Genomic DNA, 17,708 nt, shown 5'->3' with positions numbered 1-17,708 from the left:
ACAAAACGTAAAGAGGCACAAAACCATGAGCAAAATGAGAGCAATCGAAGCCGCCGTTCTGGTGATGCGCCGTGAAGGGGTTGATACCGCTTTTGGCATCCCCGGTGCCGCCATCAACCCGCTGTACTCCGCCCTGCAAAAGGTCGGCGGCATCGATCACGTACTCGCTCGCCACGTTGAAGGCGCCTCGCACATGGCCGAGGGCTACACCCGCACCAAGGCCGGCAACATCGGCGTGTGCATTGGCACTTCGGGACCGGCCGGTACCGACATGGTCACTGGGCTCTACAGCGCCTCGGCCGACTCGATTCCAATCCTCTGCATTACCGGCCAGGCACCCCGCGCCCGTATGCACAAGGAAGATTTCCAGGCTGTCGATATCACCAGCATCGTCAAGCCAGTGACCAAGTGGGCAACCACTGTTCTGGAGCCGGGCCAGGTGCCTTATGCGTTCCAGAAAGCTTTCTATGAAATGCGCTCGGGTCGTCCAGGCCCAGTGCTGATCGACCTGCCGTTCGATGTACAGATGGCCGAAATCGAATTCGACATCGATGCCTACCAGCCACTGCCACTGGCCAAGCCGAGCGCTACCCGCGTTCAGGTGGAAAAAGCCCTGGCGCTGCTGGACCAGGCCGAGCGCCCATTGCTGGTGGCCGGTGGTGGCATCATCAATGCCGACGCCAGCGACCTGCTGGTGGAGTTTGCCGAACTGACCGGCATCCCGGTCATCCCGACCCTGATGGGCTGGGGCACCATCCCGGACGATCACCCGTTGATGGTGGGCATGGTCGGCCTGCAGACTTCGCACCGCTACGGCAACGCGACCCTGCTGAAATCGGACGTGGTACTGGGCATCGGTAACCGTTGGGCCAACCGCCACACCGGTTCGGTCGACGTCTACACCGAAGGCCGCAAGTTCATTCACGTCGACATCGAAGGCACGCAGATCGGCCGCGTTTTCACCCCGGACCTGGGCATCGTCTCCGACGCCGCCGCCGCGCTGACCGTGTTCATCGAAGTCGCTCGCGAGTGGCAAGCTGCCGGCAAGCTGAAAAACCGCAGCGCCTGGCTGCAAGACTGCCAGCAGCGTAAAGCCAGCCTGCAGCGCAAGACCCACTTCGACAACGTTCCGGTCAAGCCGCAACGCGTTTATGAAGAGATGAACCAGGTTTTCGGCAAGGACACCTGCTACGTCAGCACCATCGGTCTGTCGCAGATTGCCGGCGCGCAGTTCCTGCACGTCTACAAGCCGCGCCACTGGATCAACTGCGGTCAGGCAGGCCCACTGGGCTGGACCATTCCTGCTGCGCTGGGCGTGGTCAAGGCTGACCCGAACCGCAAAGTCGTGGCCCTGTCGGGGGACTATGACTTCCAGTTCATGATCGAAGAACTGGCGGTGGGTGCGCAGTTCAAGCTGCCGTACATTCATGTGGTGGTGAACAACTCGTACCTGGGCCTGATCCGTCAGGCGCAGCGCGGGTTCGAGATGGACTACTGCGTGCAGCTGTCCTTCGACAACCTGAACGCTCCGGAACTCAACGGTTATGGCGTCGATCACGTCGCGGTAGCCGAAGGCTTGGGCTGCAAGGCGCTGCGTGTGTTCGAACCGGCTGACATCGCCCCTGCCCTGCGCAAGGCCGAACAGATGATCGAAGAGTTCAAGGTTCCGGTGATCGTCGAGATCATCCTGGAGCGCGTGACCAATATTTCCATGGGCACCGAGATCAACGCCGTCAACGAATTCGAAGACCTGGCGCTGGTTGGCAACGACGCCCCAACGGCGATTTCGTTGCTCGATTGATCGTTCCCCTTGTGGGAGCGAGCCTGCTCGCGAAGGCGGCTTCAAATCCAGCAACAATGTTGGCTGGCACACTGCTTTCGCGAGCAGGCTCGCTCCCACAGGGGCCGCCCTCACATATTTACGGGAGACCACCATGCCGCGTTTCGCAGCCAACCTGTCCATGCTGTTCACCGAACAGGACTTTCTTGCCCGTTTCGAAGCGGCCGCCAAGGCCGGTTTCAGTGGTGTCGAGTACCTGTTCCCGTACGACTTCAGCTCTGCCGAAATCAAGGCCAAGCTCGATGCCAACGGTCTGACTCAAGTGCTGTTCAACCTGCCGGCCGGCGACTGGGCCAAGGGCGAGCGTGGTATCGCCTGCCTGCCGGATCGAGTTGAAGAGTTCCGCGCCGGTGTCGACCTGGCGATCGCCTACGCACAAGTGCTGGGCAACACCCAAATCAACTGCCTGGCCGGCATCCGCCCACAAGGCGTTGACGATGCCACCGTGGAAAAAACCTTCGTCGCCAACCTCAAGTACGCGGCCGAGAAGCTGCAGGCAGCCGGTATCAAGCTGGTGATGGAAGCGATCAACACCCGCGACATCCCGGGCTTCTACTTGAACAACACGGCGCAAGCCCTGTCGATTCGCGAACAGGTCGGCAGCGCCAACCTGTTCCTGCAATACGACATCTATCACATGCAAATCATGGAGGGCGACCTGGCCCGCACCCTGCAATCGCACCTGGGCGAAATCAACCATGTGCAGTTGGCGGACAACCCGGGGCGCAACGAACCGGGAACTGGTGAAATCAACTACCGCTTCCTGTTCGAACACCTGGACCGCATTGGGTATCAGGGTTGGGTCGGTTGCGAATACAAGCCGCTGACGACCACCGAAGCGGGTTTGGGCTGGCTCAAGACCCATAACGCGATTTAATTGAACATGACATTCCTGTAGGAGCTGCCGAAGGCTGCGATCTTTTGACTTTGTTTTTCAAGATCAAGATCAAAAGATCGCAGCCTTCGGCAGCTCCTACAGGGTGACAAACAAAAAGAGAGGATTTTCTCATGGCTAAAATCGGATTCATCGGCACCGGCATCATGGGCCACCCAATGGCGGCGAACCTGCAAAAAGCCGGTCACAGCCTGTTCCTGTCGGCGCACCACGACGCCGCTCCTGCTGACCTGGTTGCCGCCGGCGCCGTCGCCCTGGCGAACCCGAAAGAAGTCGCCCAGGAAGCCGAATTCATCATCGTGATGGTCCCGGATACCCCACAGGTCGATGACGTGCTGTTCCGTGCCGACGGCGTTGCCGCCGGTCTTGGCAAAGGCAAGGTGGTGATCGACATGAGCTCGATCTCGCCGACCGCCACCAAGGCATTTGCGGCCAGGATCAACGAAAAAGGCGCCCAGTACCTCGACGCGCCAGTGTCCGGCGGTGAAGTCGGTGCCAAGGCGGCGACCCTGAGCATCATGGTCGGCGGCGATGCCGATGCCTTCGAACGCGCGCTGCCGCTGTTCCAGGCCATGGGCAAGAACATCACCCTGGTGGGTGGCAACGGTGACGGTCAAACCGCCAAGGTGGCGAACCAGATCATCGTCGCCCTGAACATCCAGGCCGTGGCCGAAGCCCTGCTGTTCGCTGCCAAGAACGGTGCCGATCCAGCCAAGGTGCGTGAAGCACTGATGGGCGGTTTCGCCTCGTCGAAGATCCTCGAAGTACACGGCGAGCGCATGATCAAGGGCACCTTCGATCCAGGCTTCCGCATCAGCCTGCACCAGAAGGACCTGAACCTGGCGCTGCAAGGGGCCAAGGAGCTGAACATCAACCTGCCGAACACCGCCAACGCCCAGCAAGTGTTCAGCACCTGCGCGGCCATCGGTGGCAGCAACTGGGACCACTCGGCACTGATCAAGGGCCTGGAACACATGGCAAATTTCTCGATTCGCGACAAGAACTAAGCCCTGCCCCATCCCCAATGTGGGAGCGGGCTTGCTCGCGAAGTGGGAGTGTCAGCAACATATTGGCTGACTGACCCACCGCTTTCGCGAGCAAGCCCGCTCCCACACTGGACCGAGTTGCCCTTTCGAATAACAAGAATTCCGGGAGCCCGCCATGTCGGTCGATCCGCAACAATTGCTGCGTGAGCTGTTCGCCACAGCCATCGACGCGGCCCATCCGCAGCAAGTCCTTGAAGCCCATTTGCCTGCCGACCGCAGCGGTCGGGTGATCGTCATTGGTGCCGGCAAAGCCGCGGCCGCCATGGCCCAGGTGGTCGAGCGCTGCTGGCAGGGCGAAGTGTCCGGCCTGGTGGTGACGCGTTACGGCCACGGCGCCCCCTGCGAAAAAATCGAAGTGGTCGAAGCCGCGCATCCGGTTCCGGACGCCGCCGGCCTGGCCGTTGCCAAACGCGTTCTGGAACTGGTCAGCGACCTCGACGAAACAGACCGCGTGATCTTCCTGCTGTCCGGCGGTGGCTCGGCGCTGCTCGCCCTGCCGGCCGAAGGCATCACCCTGGCCGACAAGCAATCGATCAACAAAGCCCTGCTCAAATCCGGCGCGACCATTGGCGAGATGAATTGCGTACGCAAACACCTCTCGGCGATCAAGGGTGGCCGCCTCGGCAAGGCTTGCTGGCCAGCCACTGTCTATACCTATGCGATTTCCGATGTGCCGGGCGACCTCGCCACGGTCATCGCCTCAGGTCCCACAGTGGCCGACCCGAGCACCTCGGCGGAAGCGCTGGCAATCCTCAAGCGCTACGCCATCGACGTGCCCGCCTCCGTGCGTAACTGGCTGCAAAGCCCGGAATCAGAGACTGTGAAACCTGGCGATCCGAGCCTGGCCCGCAGTCACTTCCAGCTGATCGCGCGCCCGCAGCAATCACTGGAAGCCGCGGCGGTGAAGTGCCGTCAGTCCGGTTACAGTCCGTTGATCCTGGGCGACCTCGAAGGTGAGTCCCGTGAAGTGGCAAAAGTGCATGCCGGTATCGCTCGGCAAATCGTCCAGCACGGCCAGCCACTGGCGGCGCCCTGCGTGATTCTTTCTGGCGGCGAAACCACGGTTACCGTTCGCGGTAACGGCCGTGGTGGGCGCAACGCCGAGTTCCTGCTCAGCCTGACCGACAGCCTCAAGGGCTTGCCCGGCGTCTACGCCCTGGCCGGGGACACCGATGGCATCGACGGCTCCGAAGACAACGCCGGGGCAATCATGACCCCGGACAGTTACGCCAGCGCCGCGGCCCTCGGTTTGAGCGCCAGCGACGAGTTGGACAACAACAATGGCTACGGCTATTTCGAGGCGCTGGACGCACTGATCGTCACCGAGCCGACCCGCACCAACGTCAACGACTTCCGCGCCATCCTGATTCTTGAGAGCCCTAAACATGACGCCTGACAAAAAGGTCAAGATCCTCGCCACCCTGGGCCCCGCTACCGACGGAATCGACGACATTCGTGAACTGGTGCAGGCCGGGGTCAATATCTTTCGCCTGAACTTCAGCCACGGCGATCACGCCGACCACGCCAAGCGCTACCAGTGGATCCGCGAAGTCGAGCGCCAGCTGAATTATCCGCTGGGCATTCTGATGGACCTGCAAGGGCCGAAATTGCGGGTCGGCAAATTTGCCGCAGGCAAAGTCCAGCTGCATCGCGGTCAAGCCCTGCGCCTGGATCTCGATGCCACGCCGGGTGACGAACGCCGGGTCAACCTGCCGCACCCGGAAATCATCGCTGCGCTGGAGCCCGGCATGGACCTGTTGCTGGACGACGGCAAGCTGCGCCTGCGAGTGGTCACCAAGTATGCCGATGCCATCGACACGACCGTGCTCAATGGTGGCGAACTGTCGGACCGCAAAGGCGTGAACGTGCCGCAAGCGCTGCTCGAACTGAGCCCGCTGACCGCCAAGGACCGCCGCGACCTGAGCTTCGGCCTTGAACTGGGGGTGGACTGGGTGGCCCTGTCGTTCGTGCAGCGTCCTGAGGACATTCGCGAAGCCCGTGCCCTGATCGGCGACAAGGCGTTCCTGATGGCCAAGATCGAGAAGCCGTCAGCGGTGGCGCAATTGCGCGAAATTGCCGAATTGAGCGACGCGATCATGGTCGCTCGCGGTGACCTGGGCGTGGAGGTGCCGGCCGAAAGCGTGCCGCAGATCCAGAAAAACATCATCAGCACCTGTCGCCAGTTGGGCAAGCCGGTGGTGGTGGCGACGCAGATGCTCGAATCGATGCGCTTCTCCCCGGCGCCCACCCGCGCCGAAGTCACCGATGTCGCCAATGCGGTGGCCGAAGGTGCCGACGCGGTGATGCTGTCGGCGGAAACCGCCTCCGGCGAATACCCGCTGGAAGCTGTACAGATGATGAGCAAGATCATCCGCCAAGTGGAAAACGGCCCGGACTACCAGACCCAGCTGGACGTCAGCCGGCCAAAAGCCGAAGCGACTGTTTCCGATGCGATCAGCTGCGCGATTCGCCGTATCAGCAACGTGTTGCCGGTGGCGGTCTTGGTCAACTACAGCGAATCAGGCACCTCGAGTTTGCGTGCGGCCCGGGAACGGCCGACAGTGCCGATCCTCAACCTGACGCCGAACCGGCAAACCGCTCGACGCCTGACCGTGGCATGGGGGGTGCATTCGGTGGTCAACGATCGCCTGCGTCAGGTGGACGAGGTGTGCTCTACGGCGCTGGAAATTGCCCAGGCCCAAGGCATGGCGCAGCGGGGCGATACGTTATTGATCACTGCAGGTGTGCCGTTTGGGCAGCCGGGGTCGACTAACTCTTTGCGTATCGAAACATTGATTTAACCCCTACATGATCGTTCCCACGCTCTGCGTGGGAATGCAGCCCGGGACGCTCCGCGTCCCAAGAGCAGACGCAGAGCGTCCATTGAGGCATTCCCACGCAGAGCGTGGGAACGATCTGTACTGAAACGACCCTTGCCATGCCTGCCAACCACTTCAACACCCACTGCCCCGACTGGGCCGAAGCCTTGCTCAACGGCTTCAGCCAGATATTCCTCCAACGCCATCCGCTGTTTGGTCTGGCGTGCCTGCTCGCCATTCTGTTTACCGCGCCCGCCTTGCTCGGCGGTGCATTGCTTGGCGGCGTCGCCGGGCTGCTCACCGCGCAACGTCGAGGCTACGCCAAGGCCGATCGCCAGGCCGGACTCTTCAGTTACAACGGCGTCTTGCTTGGCTTGCTGCTGAGTCTGTATTTCCCCTGGTCGGCGATGTTGCCGCCGCTGATCCTCGCCGCAGGTGGCCTGAGCGCCATGCTCACACAGCAGTGGCTCAAACGCACCCGCTTCAGCCAATACCTGCCGGCCTATACCGCGCCCTTCGTGGGTTTGGGCTGGTTGCTGCTGTGCTTCGCCACGCCCTCGACCGAGGCGCATCTGATCGAAGTCAGCACGCTGAACATGCTCGCCGCCCCCCTCAAGGGCCTCGGCCAGGTGATGTTCCTCGGTCATCCGCTGGCCGGTGCGATGATTGCCGCCGGTTTGCTGGTGGCTGATCGTCGCGCCTTCTGCTGGGCGTTGTTGGCGTCTGTTGCCGGCATGGGTTGGAGCCTGTTGAACCACGACTTCTACACCGCACTGCTGGGCCTGGGTGGCTACAACGCCGTGCTCGCCGCCCTCGCCTTCAGCGCCCAGCGCCAGCAGCCGTGGCTGCCACTGGTGGGCATTGCCTGCGCGCTGCTGTTGACGCCGATGTTTGCCGCTGTTGGCCTGCCCACGCTGACCGCGTCGTTCATCCTCGCCTGCTGGCTGATTCGTACGGTGGCTCAAGTACTCGGCAAGGCGACAGGGGCCACTGCGCCTTGCGCTTCTGGGGAGAATCAACCTAGGCTGCGCTGATTCCCGATTCAGGCGTTTCCCATGGACAGCAGCAAAAACTGGCGTGAAGACCTTTACGTCATGATTTTCCAGAGCGACACCAAGGCGGGTCGGCGCTTCGACGGCATTTTGCTGTTGATCATCCTCGCCAGCCTGGTGATCGTGATGCTCGACAGCATCGATACAGTCCACCGCAACTACGCCGACGTGCTGGCGTACATCGAGTGGGGCTTCACCGTCATCTTCGCCATCGAATATGGCCTGCGCCTGTACTGCTCGCCCAAACCCCTGCGCTACGCCTTCAGCTTCTATGGACTGGTGGACTTGCTGGCGATCGTGCCCGGCATACTGGCGTTGTACTACGCCGATGCGCAGTACCTGTTGATTATCCGGATCATCCGGATGCTGCGGATTTTCCGCGTGCTCAAGCTCAGCCCCTACCTGAAACAAGCCAACTACCTGATGTCCGCGTTGCGCGGCAGCAAGCAGAAAATCGTGGTGTTCCTGGTCAGTGTCTGCACCCTGGTGACGGTGTTCGGCACATTGATGTATGTGATCGAAGGCCCGGAGCACGGTTTTACCAGCATTCCCAAAGGCATCTACTGGGCCATCGTGACGCTGACCACGGTGGGCTTCGGCGACATCGTGCCGAAGACGCCATTGGGCCAGGTGATTTCCTCGCTGGTCATGATCACCGGTTATTCGATCATTGCCGTGCCCACCGGTATTTTCACTGCCGAGCTGGCCAACGCCATGCGTGGCGAACAGTTGCAACATGACTGCCCGGTGTGCAAGAAAAACCACCACGAACACGGCGCCGCGTTCTGCTCTCGCTGCGGCAATGCATTGTTCAAGAAACTGGAATAAGCAAAGAGCTTTTTAATCTTTAAACGACTATGCGGGGCCGGCTATAGTCGCTGGCAAATTAGTATCGCGTTCAATACACATAACCCGCAGGAGCTGCCGCAGGCTGCGATCTTTTGATCTTGCTTTTGAAGATCAAAATCAAAAGATCGCAGCCTGCGGCAGCTCCTACATAGAACAAGGAATTCGCAGTGAAAAAACTCTTTGGCGCCTCACTTCTGGCCGCTGGCCTGGCACTGACCAGCGTGGCCCAGGCCGCACCGACCCTGCTCAACGTTTCCTACGACGTGATGCGCGATTTCTACAAGGACTACAACACTGCGTTCCAGAAACACTGGCAAGCCGAGCACAACGAAAACATCACCTTGCAGATGTCCTTCGGTGGCTCCAGCAAACAGGCGCGCTCGGTCATCGATGGCCTGCCCGCTGACGTGATCACCATGAACATGGCCACCGACATCAACGCCCTGGCTGATAACGGCAAACTGATCCCGGACAACTGGGTCACCCGCCTGCCGAACAACAGCGCCCCGTTCACCTCGGCCACTGTGTTCATCGTCCGCAAAGGCAACCCCAAAGCCCTGAAAGACTGGCCGGACCTGCTCAAGGACGGTGTGCAAGTCATCGTGCCAAACCCGAAGACTTCTGGTAACGGCCGCTACACCTACCTCTCCGCTTGGGGCTACGTGCTGAAAAATGGCGGCGACGAAAACAAGGCGAAGGACTTCGTCGGCAAGCTGTTCAAGCAGGCTCCAGTGCTGGATACCGGCGGCCGCGCCGCAACGACGACCTTCATGACCAACCAGATCGGCGACGTACTGGTGACCTTCGAAAACGAAGCGGAAATGATCGCCCGCGAGTTTGGCCGCGATCAGTTCGAGGTCATCTACCCAAGCGTATCCGCCGAAGCCGAGCCTCCGGTGTCGGTGGTCGACAAGACCGTCGACAAGAAAGGCACCCGCGCCGCAGCCGAGGAATACCTGAAGTACCTCTGGTCGCCACAAGGTCAGGAAATCGCCGCCGCCAACTACCTGCGTCCACGTGACCCGGCCGTTCTGGCCAAGTACACCGACCGCTTCCCGAAAGTCGACTTCCTGTCGGTGGAAAAAACTTTCGGCGACTGGCGCACCGTGCAGAAGACCCACTTCAATGATGGCGGGATTTTCGATCAGATTTACGCCCAGTAACCACTGAGCAGACGCGATCCCCTGTAGGAGCTGCCGAAGGCTGCGATCTTTTGATCTTGTTTTTCAAAAGGCAAAATCAAAAGATCGCTGCCTTCGGCAGCTCCTACAGGGGTATGCCGCTAGCTCAGGTTGCCGCAGAAAATCGCCTGGTGACCATCGGCCGGGCTTTCACGCACCACCAACGCATAGCCCCCCGCTCGAAGTGTCTCGACTGGTACGGGTGCACTTTTCCAGAAATATTGCATGGACGCTTGCGAATAGAACCGCGCATTCGGGCCGTCATTCATGTCATAGGCGGGTTTGGCACCCAGACTTCCACAGCTTCCCGGGTAGATGTAGGCCTGCAAACGACCTGGTAACGCGCTACCCATGGATTCTCCACTGACAGCAAACCAGAACACTGTTGCTTGCCCGTCGGGCATCATGATTGGCCGGGCGATGTTGCCAGCATTGATGGCAGTAGCGTTCATGGGAACGTTGGTGACCTGAGCATCCGGCACTGTCGAGCACCCGAAGATCGACCCAACCGCTACCACCAACGCCAGCGAAGATACGATTTTCATCGTGATACTCCCGCTTTGTAAGGACACGTTGAAGTGATCCCCCTGTAGATTCTAGCTGTCACGGCAAAACGGGCAGTTCTTCGGATGGCCGGTGGTCCCTGCAACACGCCCGCATTCGTCATTCATTGCGCAGAAGAATGATTACTATCATTCCAATTCCACTTCCGCCGTTTCAGCCAGCCGTTTAGCCTGCGCGCATTCACTTATTTCCAGCGAGACACGTTATGACTCCAGCGCCCCAACTGCCCCATGGCACCGCGACAATGACCCGAGGCATGGTGCTGCTGTTCGCCTTCTGCTGTGGCGCGATCGTCGCCAACATCTACTATGCGCAACCGATCATCGGCCTGATCGCACCGGACATCGGCCTGACCAGCACCATGGCCAGCCTGATCGTTTCGCTGACGCAGATCGGTTATGCCCTGGGCCTGTTCTTCCTCGTGCCTTTGGGTGATCTGCTGGAAAACCGGCGGCTGATGATCATCACCACCGTGGTCGCCATTGCCAGTCTGCTGGGCGCGGCGTTCACCGATCAGCCGAACGTGTTCTTGCTGATTTCGCTACTGGTGGGCTTCAGCTCGGTGTCGGTGCAGATCCTGATTCCGCTGGCCGCACACCTGGCGCCGGAAGAATCTCGCGGCCGCGTGGTCGGCGGGATCATGGGCGGTTTGTTGTTGGGAATATTGCTGGCGCGACCGGTGTCCAGCGTGGTGGCGGATCATTTTGGCTGGCGGGCAATGTTTGTGATTGCCGCGCTATTGATGGCAGCGATCAGCATCGTATTGGCGCTGACCATCCCCAAGCGCCAGCCTGACCACAGCGCGTCCTATGGCCAATTGCTGGGTTCGCTCTGGACGCTGCTGCGTCAACAACCGGTATTGCGCCAGCGGGCGTTTTATCAAGGCTGCATGTTCGCCACGTTCAGCCTGTTCTGGACCGCCGTGCCGCTGGAACTGGCGCGCAATCATGGCCTGTCGCAAAGCCAGATCGCGATTTTCGCCTTGGTCGGCGCAATCGGCGCCATTGCCGCGCCTATCGCCGGACGCCTGGCCGACGCCGGCCATACCCGCATCGCTTCATTGCTGGCCCTGCTGTGCGCCAGCCTGAGCTTCCTGCCCGCTTTCATCCACCCCGTCTATAGCGTGATCGGCTTGGCCGTGACCGGCGTGGTGCTGGATTTCTGTGTACAAATGAACATGGTCCTCGGTCAACGCGCGGTCTACGCCCTGGACGCCAAAAGCCGCAGCCGTCTGAATGCGTTGTACATGACCAGCATCTTCATCGGCGGTGCGTTCGGCTCATCCGTGGCCAGCGCGGTATATGAGCACGGCGGCTGGCTGTGGATCGTGGTGGTTGGCAGTGCGTTTCCACTGTTGGCGTTGTTGCGCTTCCTGAGTGTTTCGCAGAAGGCTTCATTGGCGACGGCGTAAAGATTCAAGCGCTTGGTGGGCGAGTAGGATCGCCCGCCAAGGCAAGGTTACCAATCCATCAATTGCGCACCAGCTTCTCCATCGCCGCATCCGCCAGGAACGACGACCGGCTTTTTACATTGTGCTCGCGCACATAACGATCAATGCGCTGGATCACATAGCCGGGCAACGTCACGTTGACCTTCTCGGTCTTGCCCAGGTACGGCGAGATGTCCAGCTCCAGCATGCCCCAGCCCATGTCGGCGAACTCGGGATTACTGCGATGCACCGAAGCCGACGTCGGCATCGGAATCGACTCACCATCCGCAGCCAACTCCTGCAGCATGATGTGGGCAACTTCGACCGCTGCGTTGTAGGCCTCTTCAAAGCTATCCCCGGCGGTTACCGCACCTGGGATATCGGGGATCTGGATACCGATGGCGGTGTTCTCATCGCCCCATTCGATACAGATTGGATATTGCATTATGGATCTCCTGCGTAACTGGCTGGCGGGCAGTACAGCCCGGCTCGCCTCCTGATGCTCTTGACCGCCCCGACCGGCAAATCCTTCTTCGGATGGGGGATGGGAATGGTGTACGGGTTGTATCGGTGGGTGAAAATGTGATGACTGCCTGTGACCCGGTCCAGGGTCCATCCCGCCTCCATCAATTCCTTGATCAATAGCCTGCTCTGCACCACCAGCCTCCTTGCTTTGGCCTCAACAAAAATAACCCTAGAGTTATCTTTACTCAAGCACAAAAACTGAATGCACGACGTTCGGTTGTATTGCGGGGTATGAAGAAAGAAGGTTTTAAATCGACAAAATGGCCGGCACAGCGATCAGGCGCATGCAGCCGGCTCGACGAGGCAGGCCAAGAGTTGTTCAACGGTTTGTTCCAGTGGCCCGGAGTTGTCGAGCACATGCACTGTCGGATCCTCGGCCAGCAGGCGCTCACCGAAACGGGCATTGCGCGCCAGGCGCTGGTCGATCTCGGCCAAGGACTCACGACCACGCGCCAGCAAGCGCTGGCGCAGCACTGCCTGGTCCACGGTCAGCAATATCGCCAACACATTCGGATAACGCTCGCGAGTATCCTGCAAATGCCCGCGCGAGCCGTTCACCAGCACGTCCTGGCCAGCGGCGAGCCAATCTTCGATTTCCCGCGGGATCCCGTAGGACAGGCCATTAGCGTGCCAGCTCAGGGCAAACGCGCCCTGGGCCTGCATCTGGACGAACTGCTGCGGGCTCACACCCAGTGCCGCCTCGCCCACGGCTTCGGCGGAACGCGTGATGACTCGGCGCACGATACGGCAGCCCCGCTCGGCCAACCGCGCTCGCGCGGCATCGAGCAGGCTGTCCTTGCCCGAACCCGAAGGCCCGATGAGGTAGATCAACCTGCCTGCCATCCAACCCCCCGAGGGTCGCAATTTGCGTTATTGCCCGAACTGGCGCCCCAACCCACCCGGTACGCCATGGATATCGGTCTCTTCCCAGGGTCCCTTCGGGCTGATTGAACGGCTCCAGCCGTTATCCCAACGGTAGTAGGTGCGCTGGCGATAGAACGTGTTCGGTTGATCGTCGAGCACATACACGCCCAGTTTCGGGTCCCAATGACTGTTGCCACCCGGTGGCGGCGCGAAGCTGGCCGAGGTGCGCGGCAGCGGCTTGGCCGGTTTGGCGGGAGTCGCCGGTTTGCCCGGCACCGTCGACGGCGCCGGTTTGGTACTGGGCTGCGACGGCGGGATCGGTGGCGGGCTCGGCTGCTCAGGTGGCCGTTGGACCGCACAAGCGCTCAGCCCCAAAACAACGCTGAGCAGGGTGATACGAGCAATGGCGGTCATGGTGGCGCTTCCTGTTATTGATCCGGGCTTACTGATCCGGGTTTACTTATCCGGGCTATCGATGGTCAGTTGTTGCGGCGCGGTGGTGCTGCTGGCCAGGGGCTGGCTGCGACCGATCCACTCGCCTGCCGTCGGTTGACCGGCGCGGGAGATGCGCGCAACCAGTTGGACTTCAGGGAAGTTCGACAGTTTCAACTGCGGCATCATTGCATCGCCATCGCCCAACTCGACGGTGGCTGGCAGATCAGCCACGGTCAGGCGCTTGGCCGCCAACGGCGCGGGTGGGCCAGAGGTGGCGCGGGCGAAGATGAACACGCTGTCACCCGGCTGGACCTTGGCCTTCAGGTCGGCCGCCAGGTCAACCCGGACCTTGAGCAGCGCTGCCGGCTTGGCCGCTGGCGCCTGGGCCACCTTGCCACCGCTGGCCACCAGTTTCTCGCTGGCGCGGGTAATACCGCCCTGCAGCGCAATACGGGACTGGTCGTCCGGCGGCAGTTGCTCCAGCAGGCGATTCCAGTAGTCGATCGCTTCCTGAAAACGCTGGCCTTCGAAGGCGGCGATGCCCAGCAGGCCCAGGCTGGTAACTTCTTTTGGATCGGCCTTGAGCGCTTCGTCAGTCAGGGCCTGGACCTTGTCCGACCACTTCTTGCCATCGGCGAAATACTGCGCCTGGGCCCATTGCCCCAACAGTTCAGGCTGGCGCCCGGCCAGGTTGACGGTGCGCTCGAAGATCTTCGCCGCATCCGCCGGACGATCCTGGGTCATGTAGGTGCGACCGAGGAAGTACAGCGCTTCGGCGGAATCGGGCTGCGCCGCGACCGCGCGCTCCAGGCGCCGGGTCATTTCTTCCATCGACTGTGGCGCCTGGGCGAATTCCCGAGTCAACTCGACTTTGTCACTGGCACCGAAATGCAGGTACAGCCCCAGGCCCAGCACCGGGACCAGGATGGCTGCCAGCAACGGTGCCGCCTTGCCCAGGCGCGTCACCCGAGGCGCGGCAACGCCTTCGGTGTCCGCGAGCAATTCACGGGCGGCTTCAGCCCGGCCGGCGTCCATTTGCGCGGCATCGAGAACGCCTTCCTGCTGCTGAACCTGCAGCTCAGCCACGCGTTCTTGATACAGCGCCACGTTCAGGGCAGTACGATCCTCTTCGAGCTGGGCGCGACGACTACGCAGGACGGGGATCAGCAGAAAACTCAGGGCCACCAGGAGCAGCAGACCTGCAGCGAGCCAGAAATCAATCATTCTTGGTTTTTATCCAACAGTTGGTCGAGGCGCTCGCGCTCCTCGGCAGAAAGCGAGCCTGGCGTTTCGGCGCGTTGCACGCGACGACGACGCACGATCACCGCGATGATCACCACACCGCCCAACAGCAGGCCAGCGGGGCCGAACCAGAGCAGTGCGGTCTTGGCGTTCAGGGCCGGTTTGTAGCGAACGAAATCACCGTAGCGATCGACCATGAAGTCGATGATCTGCTGGTTGTCCTTACCCTCGCCAAGCATGCGGAAGATCTCTTTGCGCAGGTCGGCGGCAATCGGGGCATTGGAGTCAGCGATGTCCTGGTTCTGGCACTTCGGGCAACGCAGCTCCTTGGTCAACTCGCGAAAACGCTCGCGATCACCTTCCTTGGCGAACTCGTAAGTGTCGATGGCAGCGTGGGCCACGCCGGCCAGGCTCAAGCCCAGGACAACGGCGGCAATCCAGCGCTTCATGGCTTCGCCTCGTCGACCAGCGCCTGGTACTTGGCCGCCAGTTTCTCGCGCCAGACCTGCTCGTCGATCACCCCTACGAATTTGTCGCGGATGATGCCCTTGGCGTCGATGAAGAAGGTTTCCGGGGCGCCGTACACACCGAGGTTCAGGCCCAGGGTGCCGGCGTCGTCGCGAATATCCAGCTGATACGGATTATGGAAATCCGCCAGCCATTTCAAGGCGTCGGCATTGATGTCCTTGTAGTTGATGCCGTGGATCACCACGCCCTTCTCGGCCAGTTTGTTCAACACCGGGTGCTCGATCCGGCAGGAAATGCACCAGGTGCCCCAGACGTTGACCAATGCCGGTTTGCCGAGGATGTCGGCGCGGGTCAGGGTCTTGTCGCCCTGCACCGCTGGCAGGGAAAACTCCGGGAAGGGTTTGCCGATCATCGCCGAGGGCAACTCGGCCGGGTCCAGGTACAGACCGCGATACAGGAAAACAGCCACCACTAGGAAAATCGCCAGTGGCAACAACATCAACCAACGCTTCATGCAGTCGCTCCCGTCATGCCCAGTGCTTCCCGCACACGGCTTTTCACCTTGACCCGATAACGCCGGTCCAGCGCTGCCAGCAACCCGCCCAGACCTGTGAGCAAACCACCGAACCAGATCCAGCGCACGAACGGCTTGACGTGCACACGTACTGCCCAGGCGCCATCCCCCAGGGGCTCGCCGAGTGCGACGTAGAGGTCACGGGTGAAACCGGCGTCGATCCCGGCTTCGGTCATCACCGAATTCTGTACGGTGTAGAGACGTTTTTCCGGGTGCAGGACACTGACTTCCTTGCCGTCCTTGATCACCCGCACGGTACCCTTGTCGGAGGTGAAGTTCGGGCCTTCGAAATGTTTGGCACCTTCGAAGATGAATTGATAACCGCCCAGGGCCATGGACTCGCCCGGCGCCAGGCGCAGGTCGCGCTCGGCACTGTTCTGGCTCGACAACACCACGCCGAGGGCGCAGACGGCGATGCCCAGGTGTGCAACCTGCATGCCCCAGTAGCTGCGGGTCAGGGTCGGCAGGCCTTTGATCAGGCCTTTGTGGCGAGTCTTGTCGAAAATGTCACGCACACCGGCCAACAACACCCAGGCCGCGAGCATGAAGGTCGCCAGCACCGCCCAGTTGAAATCGCCATAAGCCACGCCCGCCACCACCGCCAGCGCGGCGCTGCCGAGTAGTACCGGGGTGAGCATGCCCAGCAGCCATTTCACCGGGGTGTCTTTCCAGCGCACGATCACGCCGACCGCCATCACCAGCATCAACAAGGCCATCAATGGAATGAACAGCGCATTGAAGTACGGCGGGCCGACCGACAGCTTGGCACCGGTCATGGCATCGAGAATCAACGGATACAAGGTGCCCAGCAGGATCATCGAAGCGGCCACCACCAACACCAGGTTGTTGCCCAGCAACAGGGTTTCCCGGGACCAGAGGTTGAAGCCGACCTGGCTCTTGACCACCGGTGCGCGCAAGGCGAACAGCGTCAGCGAACCACCGACCACGAACAGCAGGAAGATCAGGATGAACACGCCGCGCTCGGGGTCCGAGGCAAAGGCGTGCACCGAGGTCAGTACGCCGGAACGCACGAGGAAAGTGCCCAGCAGGCTCAACGAAAAGGCGGCGATGGCCAGCAACACGGTCCAGCTCTTGAACACACCACGCTTTTCCGTGACGGCCAGCGAGTGAATCAGCGCGGTGCCCACCAGCCAGGGCATGAACGAGGCGTTTTCCACCGGGTCCCAGAACCACCAGCCGCCCCAGCCGAGTTCATAGTAGGCCCACCAGGAACCGAGGGTGATGCCGATACCGAGAAATGCCCAGGCGACGATGGTCCATGGCCGCGACCAACGCGCCCAAGCGGCGTCCAGGCGACCGCCCATCAGCGCGGCGATAGCGAAGGCGAAGGCCACCGAGAAGCCGACGTAGCCCATGTACAGCATCGGCGGGTGCACGATCAGGCCGATATCTTGCAGCAACGGGTTGAGGTCGGCACCGTCGCCAGGCACTTGCGGCAGGATGCGCTTGAACGGGTTCGAGGTGAGGATCAGGAACAGCAGGAAACCGGTGCTGATCATGCCCATCACTGCCAGCACCCGTGCCAGCATTACTTGCGGCAACTGTCGGGAGAACACCGACACGGCGAACGTCCAGCCGCCGAGGATCAACGCCCACAACAGCAACGAACCTTCGTGCGCGCCCCATACGGCGCTGAACTTATAGTACCAGGGCAAGGCACTGTTGGAGTTGTTGGTGACATAAGCGACGGAAAAATCGTCGGCCATGAACGCATAGGTCAAGCAGCCGAAAGCGAACAGCAGAAAGGCGAACTGCCCCCATGCCGCCGGCTGGGCCAGGCTCATCCAGAATCGGTCACCGCGCCAGGCGCCGACCAATGGCACGACGGCCTGAACCAGCGCAAAGCACAGGGCCAGGATCATCGCCAAATGACCCAGTTCGGGAATGAAGATGCCGGAAGTCAT

General features: G+C 61.1%; 18 protein-coding genes. 9 read left to right on the top strand and 9 right to left on the bottom strand.

Annotation, left to right across the window (positions count from 1 at the left end; translation table 11 throughout):
* Positions 1–25: 25 nt before the first annotated feature.
* From gcl to PSUM_RS15000, 8 genes are all read left to right on the top strand, one after another.
* On the top strand, positions 26–1,801 hold the full coding sequence (gcl, locus tag PSUM_RS15035) for a glyoxylate carboligase (protein WP_083348454.1): 1,776 nt from the start codon (positions 26–28) through the stop codon (positions 1,799–1,801).
* A gap of 133 nt (positions 1,802–1,934) precedes the next feature.
* Complete coding sequence (hyi, locus tag PSUM_RS15030) at positions 1,935–2,717, top strand: hydroxypyruvate isomerase (protein ID WP_020797009.1); 783 nt, start codon at positions 1,935–1,937, stop codon at positions 2,715–2,717.
* Positions 2,718–2,848: 131 nt separating this feature from the next.
* Positions 2,849–3,742, top strand: a complete 894-nt coding sequence (locus PSUM_RS15025; RefSeq protein ID WP_020797007.1) for a 2-hydroxy-3-oxopropionate reductase — start codon at positions 2,849–2,851, stop codon at positions 3,740–3,742.
* A 154-nt stretch (positions 3,743–3,896) separates the two neighbouring features.
* Positions 3,897–5,177 carry a glycerate kinase type-2 family protein gene (locus PSUM_RS15020; RefSeq protein ID WP_083348453.1) on the top strand — a complete coding sequence of 427 codons (1,281 nt, stop codon included), beginning with the start codon at positions 3,897–3,899 and terminating at the stop codon, positions 5,175–5,177.
* Positions 5,167–6,582 carry a pyruvate kinase gene (pyk, locus tag PSUM_RS15015; RefSeq protein WP_020797005.1) on the top strand — a complete coding sequence of 472 codons (1,416 nt, stop codon included), beginning with the start codon at positions 5,167–5,169 and terminating at the stop codon, positions 6,580–6,582. The genes PSUM_RS15020 and pyk overlap by 11 nt, the downstream gene beginning before the upstream one ends.
* Positions 6,583–6,719: 137 nt before the next feature.
* Positions 6,720–7,634 carry an urea transporter gene (locus PSUM_RS15010; RefSeq protein WP_083348452.1) on the top strand — a complete coding sequence of 305 codons (915 nt, stop codon included), beginning with the start codon at positions 6,720–6,722 and terminating at the stop codon, positions 7,632–7,634.
* Positions 7,635–7,655: 21 nt separating this feature from the next.
* A complete protein-coding gene (locus PSUM_RS15005) occupies positions 7,656–8,480 on the top strand; it encodes an ion transporter (protein ID WP_020797002.1) in 825 nt (274 codons plus the stop codon).
* A 188-nt stretch (positions 8,481–8,668) separates the two neighbouring features.
* On the top strand, positions 8,669–9,664 hold the full coding sequence (locus tag PSUM_RS15000; RefSeq protein WP_020797001.1) for a sulfate ABC transporter substrate-binding protein: 996 nt from the start codon (positions 8,669–8,671) through the stop codon (positions 9,662–9,664).
* 119 nt (positions 9,665–9,783) lie between these two features.
* Here the strand turns inward: PSUM_RS15000 and PSUM_RS14995 are convergent, their stop codons facing one another.
* Positions 9,784–10,227, bottom strand: a complete 444-nt coding sequence (locus tag PSUM_RS14995; RefSeq protein ID WP_020797000.1) for a hypothetical protein — start codon at positions 10,225–10,227, stop codon at positions 9,784–9,786.
* A 224-nt stretch (positions 10,228–10,451) separates the two neighbouring features.
* On the opposite strand from PSUM_RS14995, the gene PSUM_RS14990 reads away from it, so the two are divergent.
* Positions 10,452–11,657: an MFS transporter gene (locus PSUM_RS14990; protein ID WP_083348451.1), complete on the top strand. Its 1,206-nt coding sequence runs from the start codon at positions 10,452–10,454 to the stop codon at positions 11,655–11,657.
* Positions 11,658–11,715: 58 nt separating this feature from the next.
* Here PSUM_RS14990 and PSUM_RS14985 read toward each other — a convergent pair whose 3' ends face one another.
* The 8 genes from PSUM_RS14985 to PSUM_RS14950 form a co-directional block, all read right to left on the bottom strand.
* Positions 11,716–12,120, bottom strand: a complete 405-nt coding sequence (locus PSUM_RS14985) for a type II toxin-antitoxin system HicB family antitoxin (protein ID WP_020796998.1) — start codon at positions 12,118–12,120, stop codon at positions 11,716–11,718.
* On the bottom strand, positions 12,120–12,332 hold the full coding sequence (locus tag PSUM_RS14980; protein WP_033044075.1) for a type II toxin-antitoxin system HicA family toxin: 213 nt from the start codon (positions 12,330–12,332) through the stop codon (positions 12,120–12,122). Before PSUM_RS14980 ends, PSUM_RS14985 begins: the two co-directional genes overlap by 1 nt.
* A 144-nt stretch (positions 12,333–12,476) precedes the next feature.
* Positions 12,477–13,043 (bottom strand): phosphonate metabolism protein/1,5-bisphosphokinase (PRPP-forming) PhnN, encoded by a 567-nt coding sequence (gene phnN / locus PSUM_RS14975; RefSeq protein WP_083348450.1) that lies wholly within the window; start codon positions 13,041–13,043, stop codon positions 12,477–12,479.
* A 27-nt stretch (positions 13,044–13,070) separates the two neighbouring features.
* The gene (locus PSUM_RS14970) at positions 13,071–13,478 is read right to left on the bottom strand and encodes a hypothetical protein (protein ID WP_083348449.1); all 408 of its coding nucleotides are present in this window, start codon (positions 13,476–13,478) and stop codon (positions 13,071–13,073) included.
* 42 nt (positions 13,479–13,520) lie between these two features.
* Complete coding sequence (ccmI, locus tag PSUM_RS14965; RefSeq protein WP_083348448.1) at positions 13,521–14,723, bottom strand: c-type cytochrome biogenesis protein CcmI; 1,203 nt, start codon at positions 14,721–14,723, stop codon at positions 13,521–13,523.
* Positions 14,720–15,190, bottom strand: coding sequence for a cytochrome c-type biogenesis protein (locus tag PSUM_RS14960; RefSeq protein WP_020796993.1), 471 nt, complete (start codon positions 15,188–15,190; stop codon positions 14,720–14,722). Before PSUM_RS14960 ends, ccmI begins: the two co-directional genes overlap by 4 nt.
* Complete coding sequence (locus tag PSUM_RS14955; RefSeq protein WP_020796992.1) at positions 15,187–15,723, bottom strand: DsbE family thiol:disulfide interchange protein; 537 nt, start codon at positions 15,721–15,723, stop codon at positions 15,187–15,189. The genes PSUM_RS14960 and PSUM_RS14955 overlap by 4 nt, the downstream gene beginning before the upstream one ends.
* Positions 15,720–17,708, bottom strand: a complete 1,989-nt coding sequence (locus PSUM_RS14950) for a heme lyase CcmF/NrfE family subunit (protein WP_083348447.1) — start codon at positions 17,706–17,708, stop codon at positions 15,720–15,722. Before PSUM_RS14950 ends, PSUM_RS14955 begins: the two co-directional genes overlap by 4 nt.

The sequence above is a fragment of the Pseudomonas umsongensis genome (genome assembly GCF_002236105.1).
Lineage (GTDB): Bacteria > Pseudomonadota > Gammaproteobacteria > Pseudomonadales > Pseudomonadaceae > Aquipseudomonas > Aquipseudomonas umsongensis.
This window is presented reverse-complemented; position numbering and strand designations above follow the sequence as displayed.